This is a genomic window from Streptomyces sp. NPDC100445, from assembly GCF_044759735.1.
Classification (GTDB): domain Bacteria; phylum Actinomycetota; class Actinomycetes; order Streptomycetales; family Streptomycetaceae; genus Streptomyces.
This window is the reverse complement of sequence record NZ_JBIVZV010000001.1, coordinates 442,942-458,982: the sequence shown is the minus strand read 5'-3', so window position 1 is coordinate 458,982 and position 16,041 is coordinate 442,942. Positions and strand designations below refer to the sequence as shown.

Sequence of the window (16,041 nt, the reverse complement as noted above, 5' to 3'; positions counted from 1 at the left end):
CCGTCCATCTGACTGTCGAACACAGCTGATGGGTTGAAGGTGGCGCCCGAAGTCGGGAGCGAGGCAGGTCGGGACCTCAGCGCTTCCCGGCCCGCCGAGTCGCACCAGGCCACCATTTCCGGTACGGGGGCTGGGCCCCCTACCCGAGTCCGCGCCGGTCGTCGTCTTGGCGGACAGGCCGAGCGGGGCGCTCGCTCGGGTCGCCGCGGCGATCCCGGGGTACGGACTGAGTGCCATGACCCTGCCCTGCCGGTGGAGGGTCGGTGTCAGGCGGCGGACGGGACGACGATGACCTTGCCGTGCACCGCGCCCTGGGCGGCACGCGTGTGCAGGGCCGGCAGTTCGGCCAGCGGTACCCGCTCGGCGACGTCGACGCGCAGCTCGCCGCGGTCGACCGACGCCACGAGCTGCGCCAGTTGGGCGGCGTCGCTGCGGACGAACAGGTCGATGCCCCGCACGTCGCGCTCCTCGTCACTGGGCGCGGGCATCCACACCGTGGTGTTCACGACGACCCCGCCCGGCCGGACCAGAGTGACCAGCCCGGCCAGCTCGGCCGGGTCGACCGGTGCGAGATTGAGTGCGATGTCGACCGGCTCGGTCACCACCGCGGTCACACTGGTGGTGGTGTGGTCGATGACTTCGTCGGCGCCGGCGGACGTGACCGCTTCGCCGCTGCGCGGGCCGGCTGTGGCGATGACGTGGGCACCGGCGTTCTTGGCCAGCTGCACGGCGTAGCGACCGACCGCGCCGCCGGCGCCATTGATCAGTACGCGTTGTCCGGCCGTCAGCTTGCCGTGATCGAACAGCGCCTGGTATGCGGTCAAGCCCACCACGGGCAGCGCGGCGGCATCGACCAGGGGGACGTTCCGGGGGGCCGACGTCAGGGCTTCGGCCGGCGCGAGAACGTACTCCGCGGCGGCTCCGGTGCCGTTCATCGGCAGGAAGCCGACCACGGCGTCGCCGACCGCGATGCCGTTCACGCCTTCGCCCAGCGCGTCGACCGTGCCGGCGACGTCAAGACCGGGGGTGTGGGGCAGCGCCACCGGGATGGGGCCGCGCATGAAGCCGGCGCGGATGTTGCCGTCGACGGAGTTGAACGATGTCCCGGCGACACGGATCCGGACCTCACCGGCGCCGGGGGTGGGCTGCTCCACGTCCTCGTGGCGCAGGACGTCGGGGTCGCCGTACTCGTGGAAACGCACTGCCTTCATTTCGCTTCTCGCCTTCACCGGAGCCCATATTGCTTCGAATTCGAAGCAACTATCGAGAAGCGTACCCTTGCTTCGAATTCGAAGCAAGGGTGGTCGGTCATCCTCGGTGCTCGCGCATCGCCCAGGCGGGTTCGGTGGCGGCCGTGGGCGGTCGATCGGGCCCACCCTGCCCAGGTGGCCGCGAGCGGCACGCCATCCGGCCGCCGCACCACGCCCTTCGAATTCGAAGCAGTAAACTCCGGCCATGTCTGATTCACCGCCGTCGCTCGACCCTGTGCAGCTCAGCGCCTACTTCGACCTCGTCGAGGTGACCAGTCTGCTCCGGCACGCGGTCGAGCAGCAGTTGCGCGAGAGCGGCGATCTCAGCTACGTGCAGTTCCAGCTGCTGGCCCGCCTCGGGGACTCGCCGACGGGCAGTCACCGCATGACCGACCTGGCCGACAGCGTCGTCTACAGCCGCAGCGGTCTGACGTACCAGGTGGGTCTGCTCGAGAAGGAGGGTCTGGTCGTCCGCGCTCCCTCACCGGACGACGAGCGGAGCACCGAGGTCACCCTCACCGATACCGGACGTGAGCTGCTCGCGAAGGTGCTGCCGGGTCACATCGAGGTGGTCAACGGCCTCTTGTTCGCACCGCTCTCGCCCGATGACGTCCAGGCTCTCGCCGATCTGCTGGCGCCGGTGCGCGACCACATGCGCTCGGCGCCACCCCGCTCGGCCGCGCCTCGCCGCCGCCGCAAGAGCGGAGAGAGCGGAGAGAGCGGAGCGTAAGGACTCGACAGGTGTCGGGGCCCCGGCGGCCGCAGCGCATCAGGACGCGGCAGGACGTCGGGCGGCCCGCGGTCGCCCTGGACGGGAACGGGGGCGACGGCAGGCCGGGGCATCGGTTCGGTCGGCGGGCGAACCGAGCCGCTGCCGCGCGGTACTGCTCCCCGGAAGCGTGGATGGAGTGGCTGCTGTCGGTGAAGTGCCGGCGCGCGGCGGCCCCGGACGCCGTGAGGCTGATCGGGGGCGGTGCTCCCCAGTCGCCGTCCACCGCAACGGGTACACCCAGGTGAACACCGTCAACGACACGGACGGGCATCCACAGGAGACCTACCTGTCCGTCACCGTCGACGCCCGCCCGGGTCACTGGTGCCACGGCGCCCGTCGGAACCCTTCCCGCCCCCGGCTCCGTCGGGGCCGCCCGGTCCGGTGAAGGAGGCGAAGAACGTGGGGGTGGCCGCAGCGAGACCACGGAGGCGGTCCAGCTCGCGCCGGTCCCGTTTGGTGGGGCGGCCGGTGCCCCGGTCACGCACACCGGCGGGGGCGACGGCCTCCGGGGGCGGAGGCGGTGGGGACTTGTCGATGTAGCACTGGGCGGCCACGGTCGCTCCGACCCGCTTGCGGATCAGGTGCTTGACGATCACGACGCGTTCCCGGCCCTCGTGCCGCAGCCGTACCTTGTCACCCACCCGCAGGTAGCGGGCGGGCTTCACCCGCTCTCCGTTCACGTGCACGTGCCCGCCCCGGCAGGCGGCGGCGCCGAGGGACCGGGTCTTGACGAGGCGGACGGCCCAGATCCAGCTGTCGACGCGGACGGGCTCACCGGCGGTGGCCCCGGCGGCCTTGGCGGCGGCTGCGGCTGCGGCTGCGGCGATCTCGCTCTCCGGCGGCTGCGCCGCGCGGGCCGGGCCCGTTCTGGCCGGCTCACCGGCTCGCCCCCCGCCCGTGCCACGGCCCACCTTCTCGTCCTCAACTCCGGAAGCCATGTCCCGACCCTAACGCGCCGGGGTCACCGAGCCGGAACCCTTTTGCGGCGCCCGTCGGGCTGGGGAGGGGGGCGGTTCTCCCAGGAGCCTCCGCCGCGGGCAGCAGCGGGCTGCCGACCTGGCTCCCGACAGCCGCATCGACAACCGCACCGACAGCGCCAGGCCGAGACCGAAGACGGCTGCGAACCCGGAGCCGTCGGCCAGCGCGAAACCCGGACCGAACAGGGGCGTCAGCGGCAGCGTGAGGACGTCGCCCAGCGTGGTGCCCGAAGCGATCCGGTGCCGGCCGAGTCCGCTGCGTAGCCGCTGGAAGAGGATCCGGCGGGGCTGGATGTACGGGGCACGCGCGTTCCAGGCCGACAGCAGCGGCGCGGGGGTCAGCAGGGCGAGCAGGACCGCGCCGGGCAGTGACAGGGCGTGGCGGTGCAGGATGGTCGGCAGAGGCGAAGCAGGAGGAGAGGGAACATGACCCGCACACGAGCGGACGCCCGCATCCGGCATCCCCGGCACGAGCGCAGGGGGGAACCCAGGCTGCCCGCGGTGATCGCCACGCTCGCGGCCGTCGTCCTCTACCTCGCGCTGCCGCAGCGGCTCCTGATCGCCCCCCGATACGTGCTGCCGGCGCTGGAGTTCCTGCTCCTCGTCCCGCTCGTGGCGATCAATCCCAAGCGTCTGACCCGCCAGACGAGGACGTTCCGCGCGCTGTCCCTGACCCTGGTCGGCGTCATCGCGATGAGCAACCTCGTCGCGCTCGGGCTGCTGATCCACGAACTCGTCTACGCGGGGGTGAAGGACGGCCGGGGCCTGCTTGTCGCCGCGCTTCAGGTCTGGCTCACGAACGTCATCGTCTTCGGGCTCGCCTACTGGGAGCTGGACCGGGGTGGACCCGTCAGCCGCACCCAGCTGCCCCGCGACGAACTTCCCCTGGCCGACTTCCGCTTCTCGCAGGACGAGAACGACGACGCCGTCGAGGAGGTCGCCGATGGCGCCAGTCGTTCCTCGGACTGGGTGCCCACCCTGATGGACTACCTCTACGTGTCCGTCACCAACTCCACGGCCTTCAGCCCGACCGACACCATGCCCCTCTCCACCCGGGCCAAGTTCCTGATGAGCATCGAGAGCGTCTCGGCCCTCCTCACCTCACTCCTGGTCATCGCCCGAGCGGTGAGCATCCTGCACTGACCGCCGTACGGCACGCTCCGCCCTCGTACGGCAGGCGCCTACCGCTCGGCGACTGCCTGACGCGTCGCCGCTGGACGCCACCGCTGGACGCCACCGCGATCACCTCACCGCGGCCCTGGTGCGGTGGGTCGCTCCGGAGCCTGATCACTCCGCTTCCACCGTGGCGCCCCGGAGGGAGCGCGGCTCGCCGGGACCCTGGTGTGCGGGGCCGAGTCGGGCACCCACACGGGACAAGTCCTGCGCGCCGTCCAGGATCTCTCAACCGGGCCGTACCTGACACGGAGGCCTGGGCCGTGGCTGATCAGGTACCACACAGGCCGCCGCCCGCTCCTGGAATCCGCAACTACGGCGACGTCGGCGCGGAGCGATATCGGCCGGCCGGTGAGGAAGAGGGAAGCCGTACCGGCGGGCGTCGCCACTGACCCGGGCCCGGGCGCCGGTGCCCCGTGAGGTGCCTCCCGGCCACCCCGCTTCCTGAGGGGACGGCGCGCCTCCCATGATCCGTCCCGCTCGATGAAGCGGCGCCGTAGGAGCGCGAGCCGGGTCGGGTTGGTGGTGATGTGTGTGCCCACTCGTTCAGCACCGGGTCGTTCTCCAACGAGCACACCGCGACGATGGGGGCCGGTGCCCCACCATGCGCCACGCCTGGACCCAGGTCTGCGCGGTGGTCGCCGGGACGCCGGTTTCCAGGCCCTGTCGGGACGCGGTCAGGACTTGACGAGGCGGCGCACGTTGTCGACTGAGCCGCAGCCGGCCTTCAGTTGACGCTCGCGCTCCTCCAAGAATGCCGCTCCCAGTTCCTCACGCCGCTCCATGGCCACGCTCTCGCGCGCACCGTTGAGGATGGTGCGTTCCTCCTCGTCGGCGTGATGGGTGACGGCCTCCACCAGTTCCTCCAGCTTGGAGTCCCACTCGTCGGATCCGACTTCCTCCACCTCCAGGAGGGCCAGAAGGGCCTCGTTGCCCTCGTCGTGCTCGTGCTCGCCGTGCTCGACCTCTTCGTTGTCGATGTTCTTGTACCTCTTCAGGGCGGGGTAGACCTTGGCCTCCTCGGCCAGCGCATGAGCGATCAGCAGGTCGGCGAACTCCTCGAGTGCGGCGGCGCGGTCGGCTTCGATGCTGCGCATCAGGCGGAACAGGTCCTCCATGCGCCGGTGGTCCTGAAGGATGAGTTCGACGACGTCCTGTGCCTGGGACATGGCGGGGCACCTATCTTCCTCGCGAGCGATCGTGGTCACTACCCTTTACCCTTACCGCCTGCGTTGATGGCTTTCGGACGCCACTCACCACGACCGGTTTCCTCAGCGGGGCGGCGTACCCAAGAGAGAGCGTCTGCCGGAGGAGGGGGACGGACCACTGCTGCGTCTGGCGGCGGGGCCGGGTCGTGCAGGAGAGATCACATTTTGGAACACCGCGAATACGGCCCACCCTGTCCGTCTCGGAAAACCACGGCACGGTCAGGATTCGGCTTTCTCGTGGCGAAGGAATATGCCCTGTACGGGAGTCACCCGGTCGGATGACCACGCCGCATGACCCCCGCAGGGCGTTCACCCGCACGCGGTGATGGTGTGCTCACCACGCGCCCGCGCAGTGGTCTTCCGAGGAACATCGACCATCGCTTGTCCGAATCCCTGTCGGGCTCGTACACTTCCGCACCTCGGGACAGCCGCCGGCCGCGTTGATCGCGACGGCGTCGCCCGAGACTGCCGACGGCACCCAGGGCTAGATCGTCCACCACGCCAAGATCACCTCGGCTTATATCTACAGCGACCGCACCACCGCGCCTGCCCTACGGGCAGCACACGCAGCGGGTGCGGGTGACGGGCGAGCACGACGCGCAGTCAGAGGCGTTGATGTCGGCGTCGATCGCGCGGAGGTGTACGTCGACTCGGCACTCAGCAGGAGTACGGGGACCGGAGATGGGCCCCCGTACGCCCTCTCCATGCGCTGTCGTTGCGTCAGTTCAACGTGAACCTCTGTGCCGCCGAGCCGTTGCAGTCCCAGATGCGCAGCCTGGTGCCGTTGGCTGTGGTGCCGTTCGGCGAGTCCAGGCAGCGGCCCGACTGGGGGTTGAACAGGGAACCGTCCGAGCGCTGCTGCCAGTTCTGGCCGCCGATCCCATTGCAGTCCCACAGCTCGACCTCGGTGCCGCCGGCGGTGCCGTTGCCCTCGATGTCCAGGCAGCGGCCGAGCGAGCGCAACGAGCCGTTCGTGTTGTGGTACCAGTGCTGGTCGACGGCGTAGGACTGGCAGTCCCACAACTGAACAGCCGATCCGTTGCCGCCGCTGTCGTCGGCCGCCACGTCGAGGCACTTGCCGCCGGGTGCGGCGACCGGGGCGCCGCCGATGACGGGGAACTGCTGCGCCGCCGAGCCGTTGCAGTCCCAGATCTGTAGCCTGGTGCCGTTGGCCGTGGCGCCGCTCGGCGAGTCCAGGCAGCGGTCGGACTGCGGGTTGCGCAGGGAGCCGTCGGCCTGCTGCACCCACTTCTGGCCGCCGACGCCGTTGCAGTCCCACAGCTCGACCTTGGCGCCGTTGGCGGTGCCGTTGCCCTCGATGTCCAGGCAGCGGCCGATGGTGCTCAGGGAGCGGTCGGCGTTGTGCTGCCAATGCTGGTCCTCGGCCCAGGTCTGGCAGTCCCACAGCTGTACGGCGGTGCCGTTGATGCCGGTGTCGTCGGCGGCGACGTCCATGCACTTGCCGCCGGGGCCGATGACGGTGCCCTGCGGGCCGTTGGGCACGTCTGTCCGGCCCGCGTAACCGACGGAGACGATATTGGCCTGGACGGCGTTCTCGGCGGCGTCACTCGGGTAGCCGGCGACCATGACACCCTCGAAGAAGGTGCCCCGGTTCCAGTTGCTGTTGTCGCCGCCGGTGCCCAGGATGATGCCGCCCTCCTGGTGCATGGGCTTGTAGCCGCCTCGGGTGGGCAGCCCACCGTCCCACCAGGTGGTCAGGGTGCCGGTCTGCGAGTTACCGCCCTTGAGGGCGTACTTGGTCTGCCCGTCGTTCTTCAGTACGGCGGTGACGTAGGGGCTGTTGTTGCCGCGGTTGGCGGTGTTGGAGCCGTTGTCGCCCTGGAACATGCCGTTCTCCAGGTCGGCCTCGACCCACGGTCCCGAGCCGGTGCACGGCGCGAAGTAGCAGGTGGTGGCGATGGAGACGGCGTCCATGTGACCGTTGCCGGTGTCGGCGGGGGTGCTTTCGGCGTTGCCGTAGTCGAAGCAGCAGTCGGAGCCGACGTGGGTGCCTGAAGCCACCATGTAGGCGCCCTCAGGCTGGCCGTTGACGGCGACGCCGGAGGCCACGCCGGTGTAGCGGTAGCCGACGCCCGGCGAGATCCAAATGCCGTAGACCTTGTGGCCGCCCGCGGTCACGGCGATCTCACTGGCGTCGGCGCCGCGGTCGGCGCCCATACCGGCGGTCCCGGCCGGGCCGGGGGAGAGGTCGTTGTGGCGGGAGGTCTGGTCGTAGATCTTGGTGATGCGGCACGTGGTGTTCTGGCAGAACACGTCCTGCCGGGCGGCGTCGGCGTAGCCGCCGGGGGCCAGCGGTCCGACGTCGGCGCGGGCCCCATCGGAGGCACGTGTGACCTGGTAGAGGGGGCCGTCGTACGACGACAGCAGGGCACGCGTGGTGCTGTGCGCGGCGACGCAGGGGGTGCCGGCCGAGCCGTAGATGTCGCACGGCAGAGAGCCGGCCGCCTGGGAGACGGCGGGTGAGGCGATCAGAGCGCCGAGGGCGAGGCTGAGGGCGGCCATGGCGGACAGCATGTGCCGCAGGGGGCGGAGGCCCGCTGATCTCGCGACGAGACGCCGGGTGCTTCGCGTGGCGGTGGTCAGTGCTCTGCGCATGGTGTGCTCCGTGGCTGGGGGGAGTGGAATGGAGCTCAACCTGCCGATCCGACGGCAGAGTTCACGCCGCTCGGCACCTTCGCCGGAAAGGTACGCGCACCGCTCGAGCACGTCAATAATTGTTGCTTCACTTTCCCTGACCGCCGACAAAGCCTTTGGACCTGTTGTCTTTTGTTGATCCAGGGGTCGATTCGGCCACTCGCCGGGATCTCGGCCCGGACCGTTCCGGGGCAGCCCGCAGCCCTCCGGGGCCCAGTGGGTAGTTGAGTTCGGTGCTCGCCTCCACGGCCGCTCGGGTGGCGTCCGGGGCGGGGTTGGCCGCCCCGTGGTTGAGGTGGTGGTCGATGATGTCGCCGGAATCACCCTTGGACGCGCAGCGGTTGACTCCCGAGTGGGCGTCGGCCAGGCGCGAGAAGTCCTGCTGCTTGACGGCGTCGGCGAGCTCACCGGTGGACCGCTTGCTCTGCTCGCCCCAGCCCTCGTTCTTCATGGTCCACATGACGACGGACGGGCTGCTGATGTGCTGGTCCACGATCTCCTGGACCTCCTTGGCGAACTCCTCGTCGCTCGCGGCGCTGGCGTGGTCGGTGCTGCGGCTCGGCATGTCCTGCCAGACCATCGGGCCGAGCTTGTCGGCCCAGTAGTACCAGCGGGCGGCCTCCACCTTGCCGACATTTTCCGCCGACCAGCGCGCAAGAGCTCATCGCAATGTACGCCTCGGACGGTGGCACCCTGCCTGTCCTCCCCTCACCCGATGACAGCGGGGCAGCTCGCGCTCCGGTTACTCGACCGCGGAGGCGCGCCCAGGCGACAGGCTCACCGCCCGGTGCCGCGCTGCACAGAGCAGGCGGACCTGCGGTCCGGTCGCGCGCCGCCTGCGAACGTCGCCCTGTTACTCGGTTGGCGGCAACCACGGCCCGCCGACCGGACGAGCGACTCGGCGTCCAGAAAGGGCGGTGCCGCCCGCGAACCAGGGCTTGGCCCCTTGGAAGTGGGGACCGTCATCACGGCGTGCGTCTTCGCAGGAGTGTCGACGCATGAGGCAGGCAGAAAGACCCCCACCTGGTGCCCCTGCTCGGCCTTCGGCGACGATCACCCTGACCGCTGCGGTTCCTGCTGCCCAGGGCGCGGTTCCCCTCAGCCCCGAACTGCCGAGCGCCGCGTCCGACTGCGGGTGCACAGCCACCACGACCCCGGGCGGCCGGATGGGCGACCCCGGGGCCCGGTAGCACGGCTGGGGGAGGACTTCCCCAGTTCGCTGCCGTCCGTAGGCCCCTTCGGGGTGCGGCGTTGTCGGTCTCGGTCAGACGGGTGTCGGCCGGGATCGGTCGCCCGTGGGTTCCAGACGGACGACGATGCCCTTCGACGTGGGCTGGTTGCTCATGTCGGCGACGCTGTCGAGCGGCACCAGGACGTTCGTCTCCGGATAGTAGGCGGCGGCCGAACCCTTGGCCGCCGGGTAGGACACGACCTCGAAGTTCTCGGCCCGGCGCTCGGTGCCGTCCTCCCAGACGCTCACCAGGTCCACCCGGTCGCCCTGCGCGAGGCCGAGTTCGGACAGATCGGCGGGGTTGACGAGGACGACGTGGCGGCTGCCGTGGATGCCGCGGTAGCGATCGTTGTTGGTGTACGGAACGGTGTTCCACTGGTCGTGCGAGCGTAGGGTCTGGAGCAGCAGGTGTCCCTCGGGGGCCAGGGGGACCACCCGCTCGTTGCAGGTGAACCGGGCCTTGCCGGTCTCGGTCCTGAACACGCCCTCGTTGACCGGGTTGGGCAGCTGGAAGCCTCCTGGACGGGTCACCCGGGCGTTGAAGTCGTGGAAACCCGGCACTATCCGGGAGATGCTGTCGCGGATGGTGTTGTAGTCGCCCTCGAACTCGGGCCAGGGGATGTCCTTCTCGCCGTCGACGCTCAGCCGGGCGAGCCGGCAGAGGATGGCGACCTCGCTCAGCAGCATGCGCGAGGCCGGTTCGAGCCGGCCCTGGGAGGTGTGCACCTCGCTCATGGAGTTCTCGACGGTGACGAACTGCTCGCCGTCGGCCTGGACATCTCGCTCGGTGCGCCCCAGCGTCGGCAGGATCAGGGCGGTGTCGCCGCAGACGGTGTGCGAGCGGTTGAGCTTGGTGGAGATGTGGGCGGTCAGCCGGCACGAACGCATCGCCTTCTCGGTGACGTCGCTGTCGGGCGCTGCGCGCACGAAGTTCCCGGCCAGGGCGAGGAATACCTTGACGCGGCCCTCCAGCATCGCCTTGATCGAGTTCACCGAGTCCAGGCCGTGCGGGCGCGGCGGGTCGAAGCCGAACTCCTTCCCCAGGGCGTCCAGGAAGGTGTCCGGCATCTGCTCCCAGATGCCCATGGTGCGGTCGCCCTGGACGTTGCTGTGGCCGCGCACCGGGCAGGCGCCCGTGCCGGCACGCCCCAGATTGCCGCGTAGCATCAGGAAGTTGACGATCTCCCGGATGGTGGGCACGCCGTGCTTGTGCTGAGTGATGCCCATCGCCCAGCACACGATGACGCGTTCGCTGCGCAGGACCTCGTCGCGGACCTTCTCGATCTCCTCACGGGTCAGTCCCGTCGCCGCGCGCACGTCGTCCCAGTCGGTGGTGCGGGCGTGCCGGGCGAACTCCTCGAAACCGGAGGTGTGGGCGTTGATGAAGTCGTGGTCCAGGACGGTCCCGGGACGCGCGTCCTCCGCCTCCAGCAGCAGCCGGTTCAGTGCCTGGAACAGGGCGAGGTCCCCGCCCGGCTTGATGTGCAGGAAGCGGTCGGCGATCTGGGTGCCCCGCCCCACGACCCCGCGCGGCTTCTGCGGGTTCTTGAAGCGTCGCAATCCCGCTTCCGGCAACGGGTTCACCGCCACGATGCGGCCGCCGTTGCGCTTGGCCTCCTCCAGGGCCGAGAGCTGCCGCGGGTGATTGCTGCCCGGGTTCTGCCCCACCAGGAAGATCAGGTCCGCGTGGTGGAGGTCGTCGAGACTCACGGTGCCCTTGCCGACGCCGAGCGTCTCGTTGAGGGCGAAGCCGCTGGATTCGTGGCACATGTTGCTACAGTCGGGCAGGTTGTTGGTGCCGAAGGCGCGGGCGAAGAGCTGGAAGACGAAGGCGGCTTCGTTGCTGGCCCGGCCGGAGGTGTAGAAGACGGCCTCGTCGGGCGAGTCCAGTCTGCGGAGTTCCTGCGCGAGGACGCCCAGTGCGTCGTTCCAGCCGATGGGCTCGTAGTGGTCCGATCCGGGCCGTTTGATCATCGGCTCGGTGAGCCGGCCCTGCTGGTTGAGCCACATGTCGGAACGGGCGGCCAGCTCGGACACGCTGTGCTCGCGGAAGAAGTCGGCGGTGATCCGGCGCGTCGTGGCCTCGTCATTGATGTGTTTGGCACCGTTCTCGCAGTACTCGTTGCGATGGCGCCGACCCGGGGCGGGGTCCGCCCACGCGCAGCCGGGGCAGTCGATCCCGCCGACCTGGTTCATGGTGAGCAGATCGACCCCGGTCTTGCGCGGGGAGGTCTGCTCCAGGGAGTACTCCAGCGCGTGCACGACGGCGGGGACCCCGGCCGCCCACTTCTTCGGCGGTGTCACGGAGAGGGAGGACTCCCGCTCCTCACCGGGCGGGTTCTGCATCGCTTGGCCTTTCTCTTGCCGTGTGAGGTATGCGGGTCAGCCGACGGGCCACTGGGCGACACGGCTCCTGGGCGGTTCCGCGGTGTCGTGCTGGACACGGCCGTTGCGGATGGTGCCGCGCCAGGCGCCGCCCTCCTGGCCGAGCCCTTCGATGAAGTGCTTGAAGTTCACCAGTTCCCCGCGCACCAGTCGGGCGGTCAGTTCCGTGACCCTGGAGGACCGGGTGAGGACCTTCGCGGCCCCGTGCGGTTGGAGGAGCATCCGGACCGTGATCGCGGTACCGCCGGACTCCGTCGGCCTGAATTCGACCTCGCCCTCGTGGGTGGGATGCTGTTCCAGGCCGCGCCAGGCCAGGTAGGCGTCGGGGTCCTGTTCCACGGTCTCGACCGAGAAACGGTGGCGCAGGGGGCCGTAGCCGATGGTCCACGCGGTGACGGTGGGCCTGATCTGCTCGACGTCGCGCACCACGGTCGAGAAGCGCGGGAACGTCTTGAACTGCGTCCACTGGTTGTAGGCCGTGCGGACCGGCACCGCGACCTCGACCGTCTCCTCGACGTGCCGCTCGCGCAGCGGACGGCGGCGTGTGACGCCGTCGCCGTCGGTGCGCCCGTCGTCCTCTTCGTGCGCCATCATGGTCCTTCTTCCGGTGAGAGAGCCGGGCGTGTCCGGGCACCCGGCCTCCCCTCGTGGGTGAGGGCATCACTTCCGGTTCCCCGATCCCGGGTTTCGAGTCACTCGACCGCGTCGGCGTCCTGGGTGCGGGCCCCATCGCGAGAAGGGCGCCGGGCCGGAGGCACGAAAGGGGCGCCGGTCACGGGCTTCTCCCGGTGCCCGGCGGTCACCTCCAGCTTCACCCCGGGCACGGCCACCTGCCACTCACCGTGACCCGGCAGGCAGGACACGAACGCGGGCGCGGGGCGGACACGGCCCCCGTCCCGGACCCGACCCGTGTACGGCCTCTCCGGCCGGTCGGCCGCCGCCGTGGCTCAGGAGTAGATCATCGGGCAGCCGTACCGCAGGGAGTACTGCGCGGCGCGCAGGTAGAGCGCCACGTAGAAGGCCGCGTCCCGGTCCTCGGTCCACGGTCCCGGCCGCACCCGGGCGGTTCGCTCCGCCCCACCCTGAAGGAACCACAGGCTCAGTGCGAGGTTCTCGCCCGCCGGGATCGCGTCCACGGGCAGTGCGACGGCACCGGCGAGCCGCTCGGCCAGGGCGAGCACCCGCGGGGCCCCGGCGACAACCGCCTCCTCGCCGGAGTACGCGGTGCCGACGGGGAGCACGATCTCCTCATCCAGCGCCAACGGCACCAGCACGCTCCAGTCGAGGAGGGTGGACAGCTCCGCGTCGGTCAGCCGCGTCCTGCACAGCGCCTCGAAGCCGTCCATGGACGGGCTGACCTTCTCCTCGAACCAGCCCGGCGTCTCCCGTGCGGCCCGCCGCAACTCGTAAGGGAGCAGCCCGCGCCGCTCCAGCTCGGTGTTCAGCGCGGCGGCGACGTCCCCGTACCCGTCCTCCCCCGGCCGCGACCAGTCCTGCGCGTCGACACTCACCAGATAGACACCCATGAGCGCAACGTACCGGCCGTCACTGACAAGGTCCCGACCCCTCGTGACAACCAGTGTGAAGAAGCGCGTGAGAGAGGGAGGGGATCGCGCTCGTGCGACCGTGTGACGTGCCGCCACCGGCGGAGCCGAACTGGCGTGGACGGAGTGGACTGCGGGAGAGCGCCCGAAGCGTGGCGGCTCGGTGGCGGTGACCGCGGCGTCGATGTCGAACGCCTCGGTCCGATTGAACCGAAGCCCCTTGACCCAGGAGAGCAGGCTGGGCCGTTCGACGTCGCCGGCCATCAGCGACAGTATCGGCGCGTACAGGTCACCGAGTCCGTCGAAGGCCCCGACGTAGAAGGTGAGCGCCTCGACGCCGAGGTCGAACGGCACGTCGACGTCCGCTCGTACTTCGACTGCACCTCGATATTCGTCGGCGGGACTCGCTTGACGAAGACCGGTACCCCCTCCACCGTGAGCAGCTTCAGCCTGATGGCAGAGCTGACGTCTGTTGAGCACAACAGGGAACGTGAAGTCGCCTCCGTGGCGCGACTTCGGATCGGACCACGTTCAGGCAGACGGCCTGTCCGGCCTGTGGGCGACCCTCGATTAAACGCGTTCAAAAACTAGGGCTACGCTGGTCCCGAGGAAACCGAGGACCGGTGCCCACCGGCACCGGTATGGCACTGCCGGGAAGGTGTAGCGGCCGGGCCCGTCGGTCGTCAGCGCCGACGGAGAGCAGACGGTCTGCCAGGCGGCGCCCGGTCATACCACAACGGCAAGGGCGTCCCCTGCGGCATCGAAATCATCAATTACGACTACCGCTGCACCCCCAACGTGCGCGGCATCCAGAGCCACCCGGCACAGGCGGCCGGGCCGTCGCGCGGTGGCTGTCAGCGTGGTCAGCTGAACGTGTCGCAGCTGGCGACGCGGCCGGAGCGGTAGCCGGTGGAGAACCATTGCTGGCGCTGGCTAGCGGAGCCGTGGGTCCAGGTGTCGGGTGTGACCTTGCCCTGGTAGCGCTGCTGGATACGGTCGTCTCCGACGGCGGCGGCCGCGTCCAGCCCGCGGTTGATGTCGTCCTTCGTCAAGTCGGTGATCAGTGGCCTACCGCTCTTGGGGTCGGGGGTGGTGGTGGCGTGGTGGGCCCACACTCCGGCGTAGCAGTCTGCCTGCAACTCGAGTTTCACCGAGCCGCTGTTCTGGCCCTTTCCGCTGCCGCGGAAGATCGTTCCACTGAGGTCCTGGAAGTGGTGGCCGTATTCGTGCGCGATGACGTAGGCCTCGGCGAACGGGCCGCCCCTGGCGCCGAACTTGCTGCCCAGGTCGTTGAAGAAGCCGAGGTCGAGATAGACCTTGTCATCGGCTGAGCAGTAGAAGGGGCCGACATCGGACGTCGCGTCTCCGCAGCCGGTGTTCACACTGCCGGTGAACAGGAACGTCGGGGCCTGCTGGTAGGACTTGCCGGCGGCTGTCTCCGTCTGCTTCCAGAATGCCTGCACGCTGTCGACCACGGCGACGATCCGGCATTCCTCCTTGCGGTTGGCGTCGGCACCGGTCCGGCAGTCCGCCGCGAGATCCGCGGCTGACTTGCCGGACGAGGACGTGTCGCTGCTGCCCGAGCCGAACATGCCGGGATCGACACCCAAGAGCACGGACGCGACCAGCACCACGAGCCCGACCAGTCCGCCGCCGATGGTCTTCCCGCCGCCCGGGATCCCGCCCAGCGCACTTCCCCGCCCGTCCGCGACTTCGGACGTGTCCAGAGCAGCGTCGTCGTCGAATTGCATACGTGAACCCTCCCTCGAGCAGCGCGCCGGACCGCCCCGCGTCGTCCCGCTCGCCTACCCCGTACGAGGACATCCCCATCCCGTCCTCTTCCCGCTCCGCCTCTTGAAGGAGCCGGCGGACCGCAGGGACGGCCAGGCTGTCGCAGCGGCGGCCTGGGCCGTGGTCGACACGGGGCCGTGTGCCAGGGAGCGAGACCACCAGGTGCTACCCGCGCGGTGCGGTGATCCGTCGCACGGCGTGGACGACGGCAGCGCGGTGCTGGGCCAACTGCTCTTCCGACCACAGGCCGCTTCCGCCGGACGGATTCATGCCGCCTGCGACGGTGAACCACGCCTGAGTCAGTGCCAGTACGAGAGCCAGGAGGTCGGCCGGCTCGAGGTTCGCGTCGATCAACGCCTGCCGCTGGGCCGACGCGACAGCCTCGGTCTTCACGCGATAGGCCGAGGCCTCCAGGTCGGTGGCGCCCGGGCGCTCCAGTTGCTTCCAGGTCAGGAGCCGCACCAGTTCGGGTCGGGCGACCAGGTGGTCGAAGACCTTCCCCGCGTAGTCGGGGAGGTTGTCGACGTCGAAAGTCACCGCCTCTGGGAGCCGCCTCCGCGCTCGCCGCTCGGGCCGGCGACGCGATGGCCGAGGCCAACGCCCTGATCGTGCTGGCCATGGCTCAAGCCTCCCTCGGCGGCCTGGACACGGCCGCCGAGAGCTGCGAGCGCGCGGTGGAGCTGGCGCGCACGGCCGGCGACCGGACCATGGAGCGACTGGCCATGCAGCACCTCGCCCGGCACCAGGCCGACGCCGGGAACTGGCACCAGGCCCTCGCCACCGCGACCCAGGCCTTGGCCTTCGACGACCGCTCAGACATCGCCGACATCCCCCACGTCCTGCTGCTCATGGTGAAGGGAGAGGCCCTGCTGGGGCTCGGGGACCAAGCCGAGGGCATCAAGCAGCTCGACCTGGCGGCCCGGGAGGCGGAGTCCTGCGGCTACGAGGACGGCGCGGTAAGGGCACTTGGCGCCCTGCTGAGGGCAACACCGGACGCAGAAGTCCAAGCACGGCACGACGCGGCACTCGCACGGCTGACAGCCCGAACCTGAACA

Annotated in this window: 15 protein-coding genes; 4 read left to right on the top strand and 11 right to left on the bottom strand. The window is 70.0% G+C overall.

The genetic code is table 11. From position 1 onward, the window contains the following. Positions 1 to 266: 266 nt before the first annotated feature. Positions 267 to 1,211: an NADP-dependent oxidoreductase gene (locus tag ACIQVT_RS02005; protein ID WP_403745952.1), complete on the bottom strand. Its 945-nt coding sequence runs from the start codon at positions 1,209 to 1,211 to the stop codon at positions 267 to 269. A 244-nt stretch (positions 1,212 to 1,455) separates the two neighbouring features. Here ACIQVT_RS02005 and ACIQVT_RS02000 point away from each other — a divergent pair, with 244 nt between their 5' ends. Further along, positions 1,456 to 1,980, top strand: coding sequence for a MarR family winged helix-turn-helix transcriptional regulator (locus ACIQVT_RS02000; protein WP_403745950.1), 525 nt, complete (start codon positions 1,456 to 1,458; stop codon positions 1,978 to 1,980). A 335-nt stretch (positions 1,981 to 2,315) separates the two neighbouring features. Here ACIQVT_RS02000 and ACIQVT_RS01995 read toward each other — a convergent pair whose 3' ends face one another. Both ACIQVT_RS01995 and ACIQVT_RS01990 read right to left on the bottom strand, forming a co-directional pair. Continuing rightward, on the bottom strand, positions 2,316 to 2,960 hold the full coding sequence (locus ACIQVT_RS01995) for an RNA-binding S4 domain-containing protein (RefSeq protein ID WP_403745947.1): 645 nt from the start codon (positions 2,958 to 2,960) through the stop codon (positions 2,316 to 2,318). 9 nt (positions 2,961 to 2,969) lie between these two features. After that, entirely contained in the window at positions 2,970 to 3,461 is a 492-nt protein-coding gene (locus tag ACIQVT_RS01990; RefSeq protein WP_403745945.1) for a hypothetical protein, read from the bottom strand. Between ACIQVT_RS01990 and ACIQVT_RS01985 the strand changes: the two genes are divergently transcribed. Next, positions 3,426 to 4,142, top strand: coding sequence for a hypothetical protein (locus ACIQVT_RS01985; protein ID WP_403745943.1), 717 nt, complete (start codon positions 3,426 to 3,428; stop codon positions 4,140 to 4,142). The two genes, ACIQVT_RS01990 and ACIQVT_RS01985, sit on opposite strands and share 36 nt — an antisense overlap. Before the next feature lie 707 nt (positions 4,143 to 4,849). Here ACIQVT_RS01985 and ACIQVT_RS01980 read toward each other — a convergent pair. From ACIQVT_RS01980 to ACIQVT_RS01955, 6 genes are all read right to left on the bottom strand, one after another. Beyond that, positions 4,850 to 5,341 (bottom strand): hemerythrin domain-containing protein, encoded by a 492-nt coding sequence (locus ACIQVT_RS01980; protein WP_403745940.1) that lies wholly within the window; start codon positions 5,339 to 5,341, stop codon positions 4,850 to 4,852. Positions 5,342 to 6,100: 759 nt separating this feature from the next. Next, a complete protein-coding gene (locus ACIQVT_RS01975) occupies positions 6,101 to 7,915 on the bottom strand; it encodes an arabinofuranosidase catalytic domain-containing protein (RefSeq protein WP_403747852.1) in 1,815 nt (604 codons plus the stop codon). A 208-nt stretch (positions 7,916 to 8,123) separates the two neighbouring features. Then, positions 8,124 to 8,660 (bottom strand): hypothetical protein, encoded by a 537-nt coding sequence (locus ACIQVT_RS01970; protein ID WP_403745938.1) that lies wholly within the window; start codon positions 8,658 to 8,660, stop codon positions 8,124 to 8,126. A 639-nt stretch (positions 8,661 to 9,299) separates the two neighbouring features. After that, positions 9,300 to 11,612, bottom strand: coding sequence for an FdhF/YdeP family oxidoreductase (locus tag ACIQVT_RS01965; protein WP_403745936.1), 2,313 nt, complete (start codon positions 11,610 to 11,612; stop codon positions 9,300 to 9,302). Positions 11,613 to 11,648: 36 nt separating this feature from the next. Then, a complete protein-coding gene (locus ACIQVT_RS01960; protein WP_403745933.1) occupies positions 11,649 to 12,245 on the bottom strand; it encodes an SRPBCC family protein in 597 nt (198 codons plus the stop codon). 353 nt (positions 12,246 to 12,598) lie between these two features. Beyond that, positions 12,599 to 13,177, bottom strand: coding sequence for a hypothetical protein (locus tag ACIQVT_RS01955; protein WP_403745930.1), 579 nt, complete (start codon positions 13,175 to 13,177; stop codon positions 12,599 to 12,601). Positions 13,178 to 13,312: 135 nt separating this feature from the next. On the opposite strand from ACIQVT_RS01955, the gene ACIQVT_RS01950 reads away from it, so the two are divergent. Next, a complete protein-coding gene (locus ACIQVT_RS01950) occupies positions 13,313 to 13,786 on the top strand; it encodes a hypothetical protein (protein WP_403745928.1) in 474 nt (157 codons plus the stop codon). A gap of 272 nt (positions 13,787 to 14,058) precedes the next feature. Here the strand turns inward: ACIQVT_RS01950 and ACIQVT_RS01945 are convergent, their stop codons facing one another. Continuing rightward, complete coding sequence (locus ACIQVT_RS01945; RefSeq protein WP_403745923.1) at positions 14,059 to 14,946, bottom strand: neutral zinc metallopeptidase; 888 nt, start codon at positions 14,944 to 14,946, stop codon at positions 14,059 to 14,061. A 205-nt stretch (positions 14,947 to 15,151) separates the two neighbouring features. Beyond that, complete coding sequence (locus tag ACIQVT_RS01940) at positions 15,152 to 15,523, bottom strand: hypothetical protein (protein ID WP_403745921.1); 372 nt, start codon at positions 15,521 to 15,523, stop codon at positions 15,152 to 15,154. 47 nt (positions 15,524 to 15,570) lie between these two features. On the opposite strand from ACIQVT_RS01940, the gene ACIQVT_RS01935 reads away from it, so the two are divergent. Then, positions 15,571 to 16,038: a hypothetical protein gene (locus ACIQVT_RS01935; protein WP_403745918.1), complete on the top strand. Its 468-nt coding sequence runs from the start codon at positions 15,571 to 15,573 to the stop codon at positions 16,036 to 16,038. Positions 16,039 to 16,041: the final 3 nt, after the last annotated feature.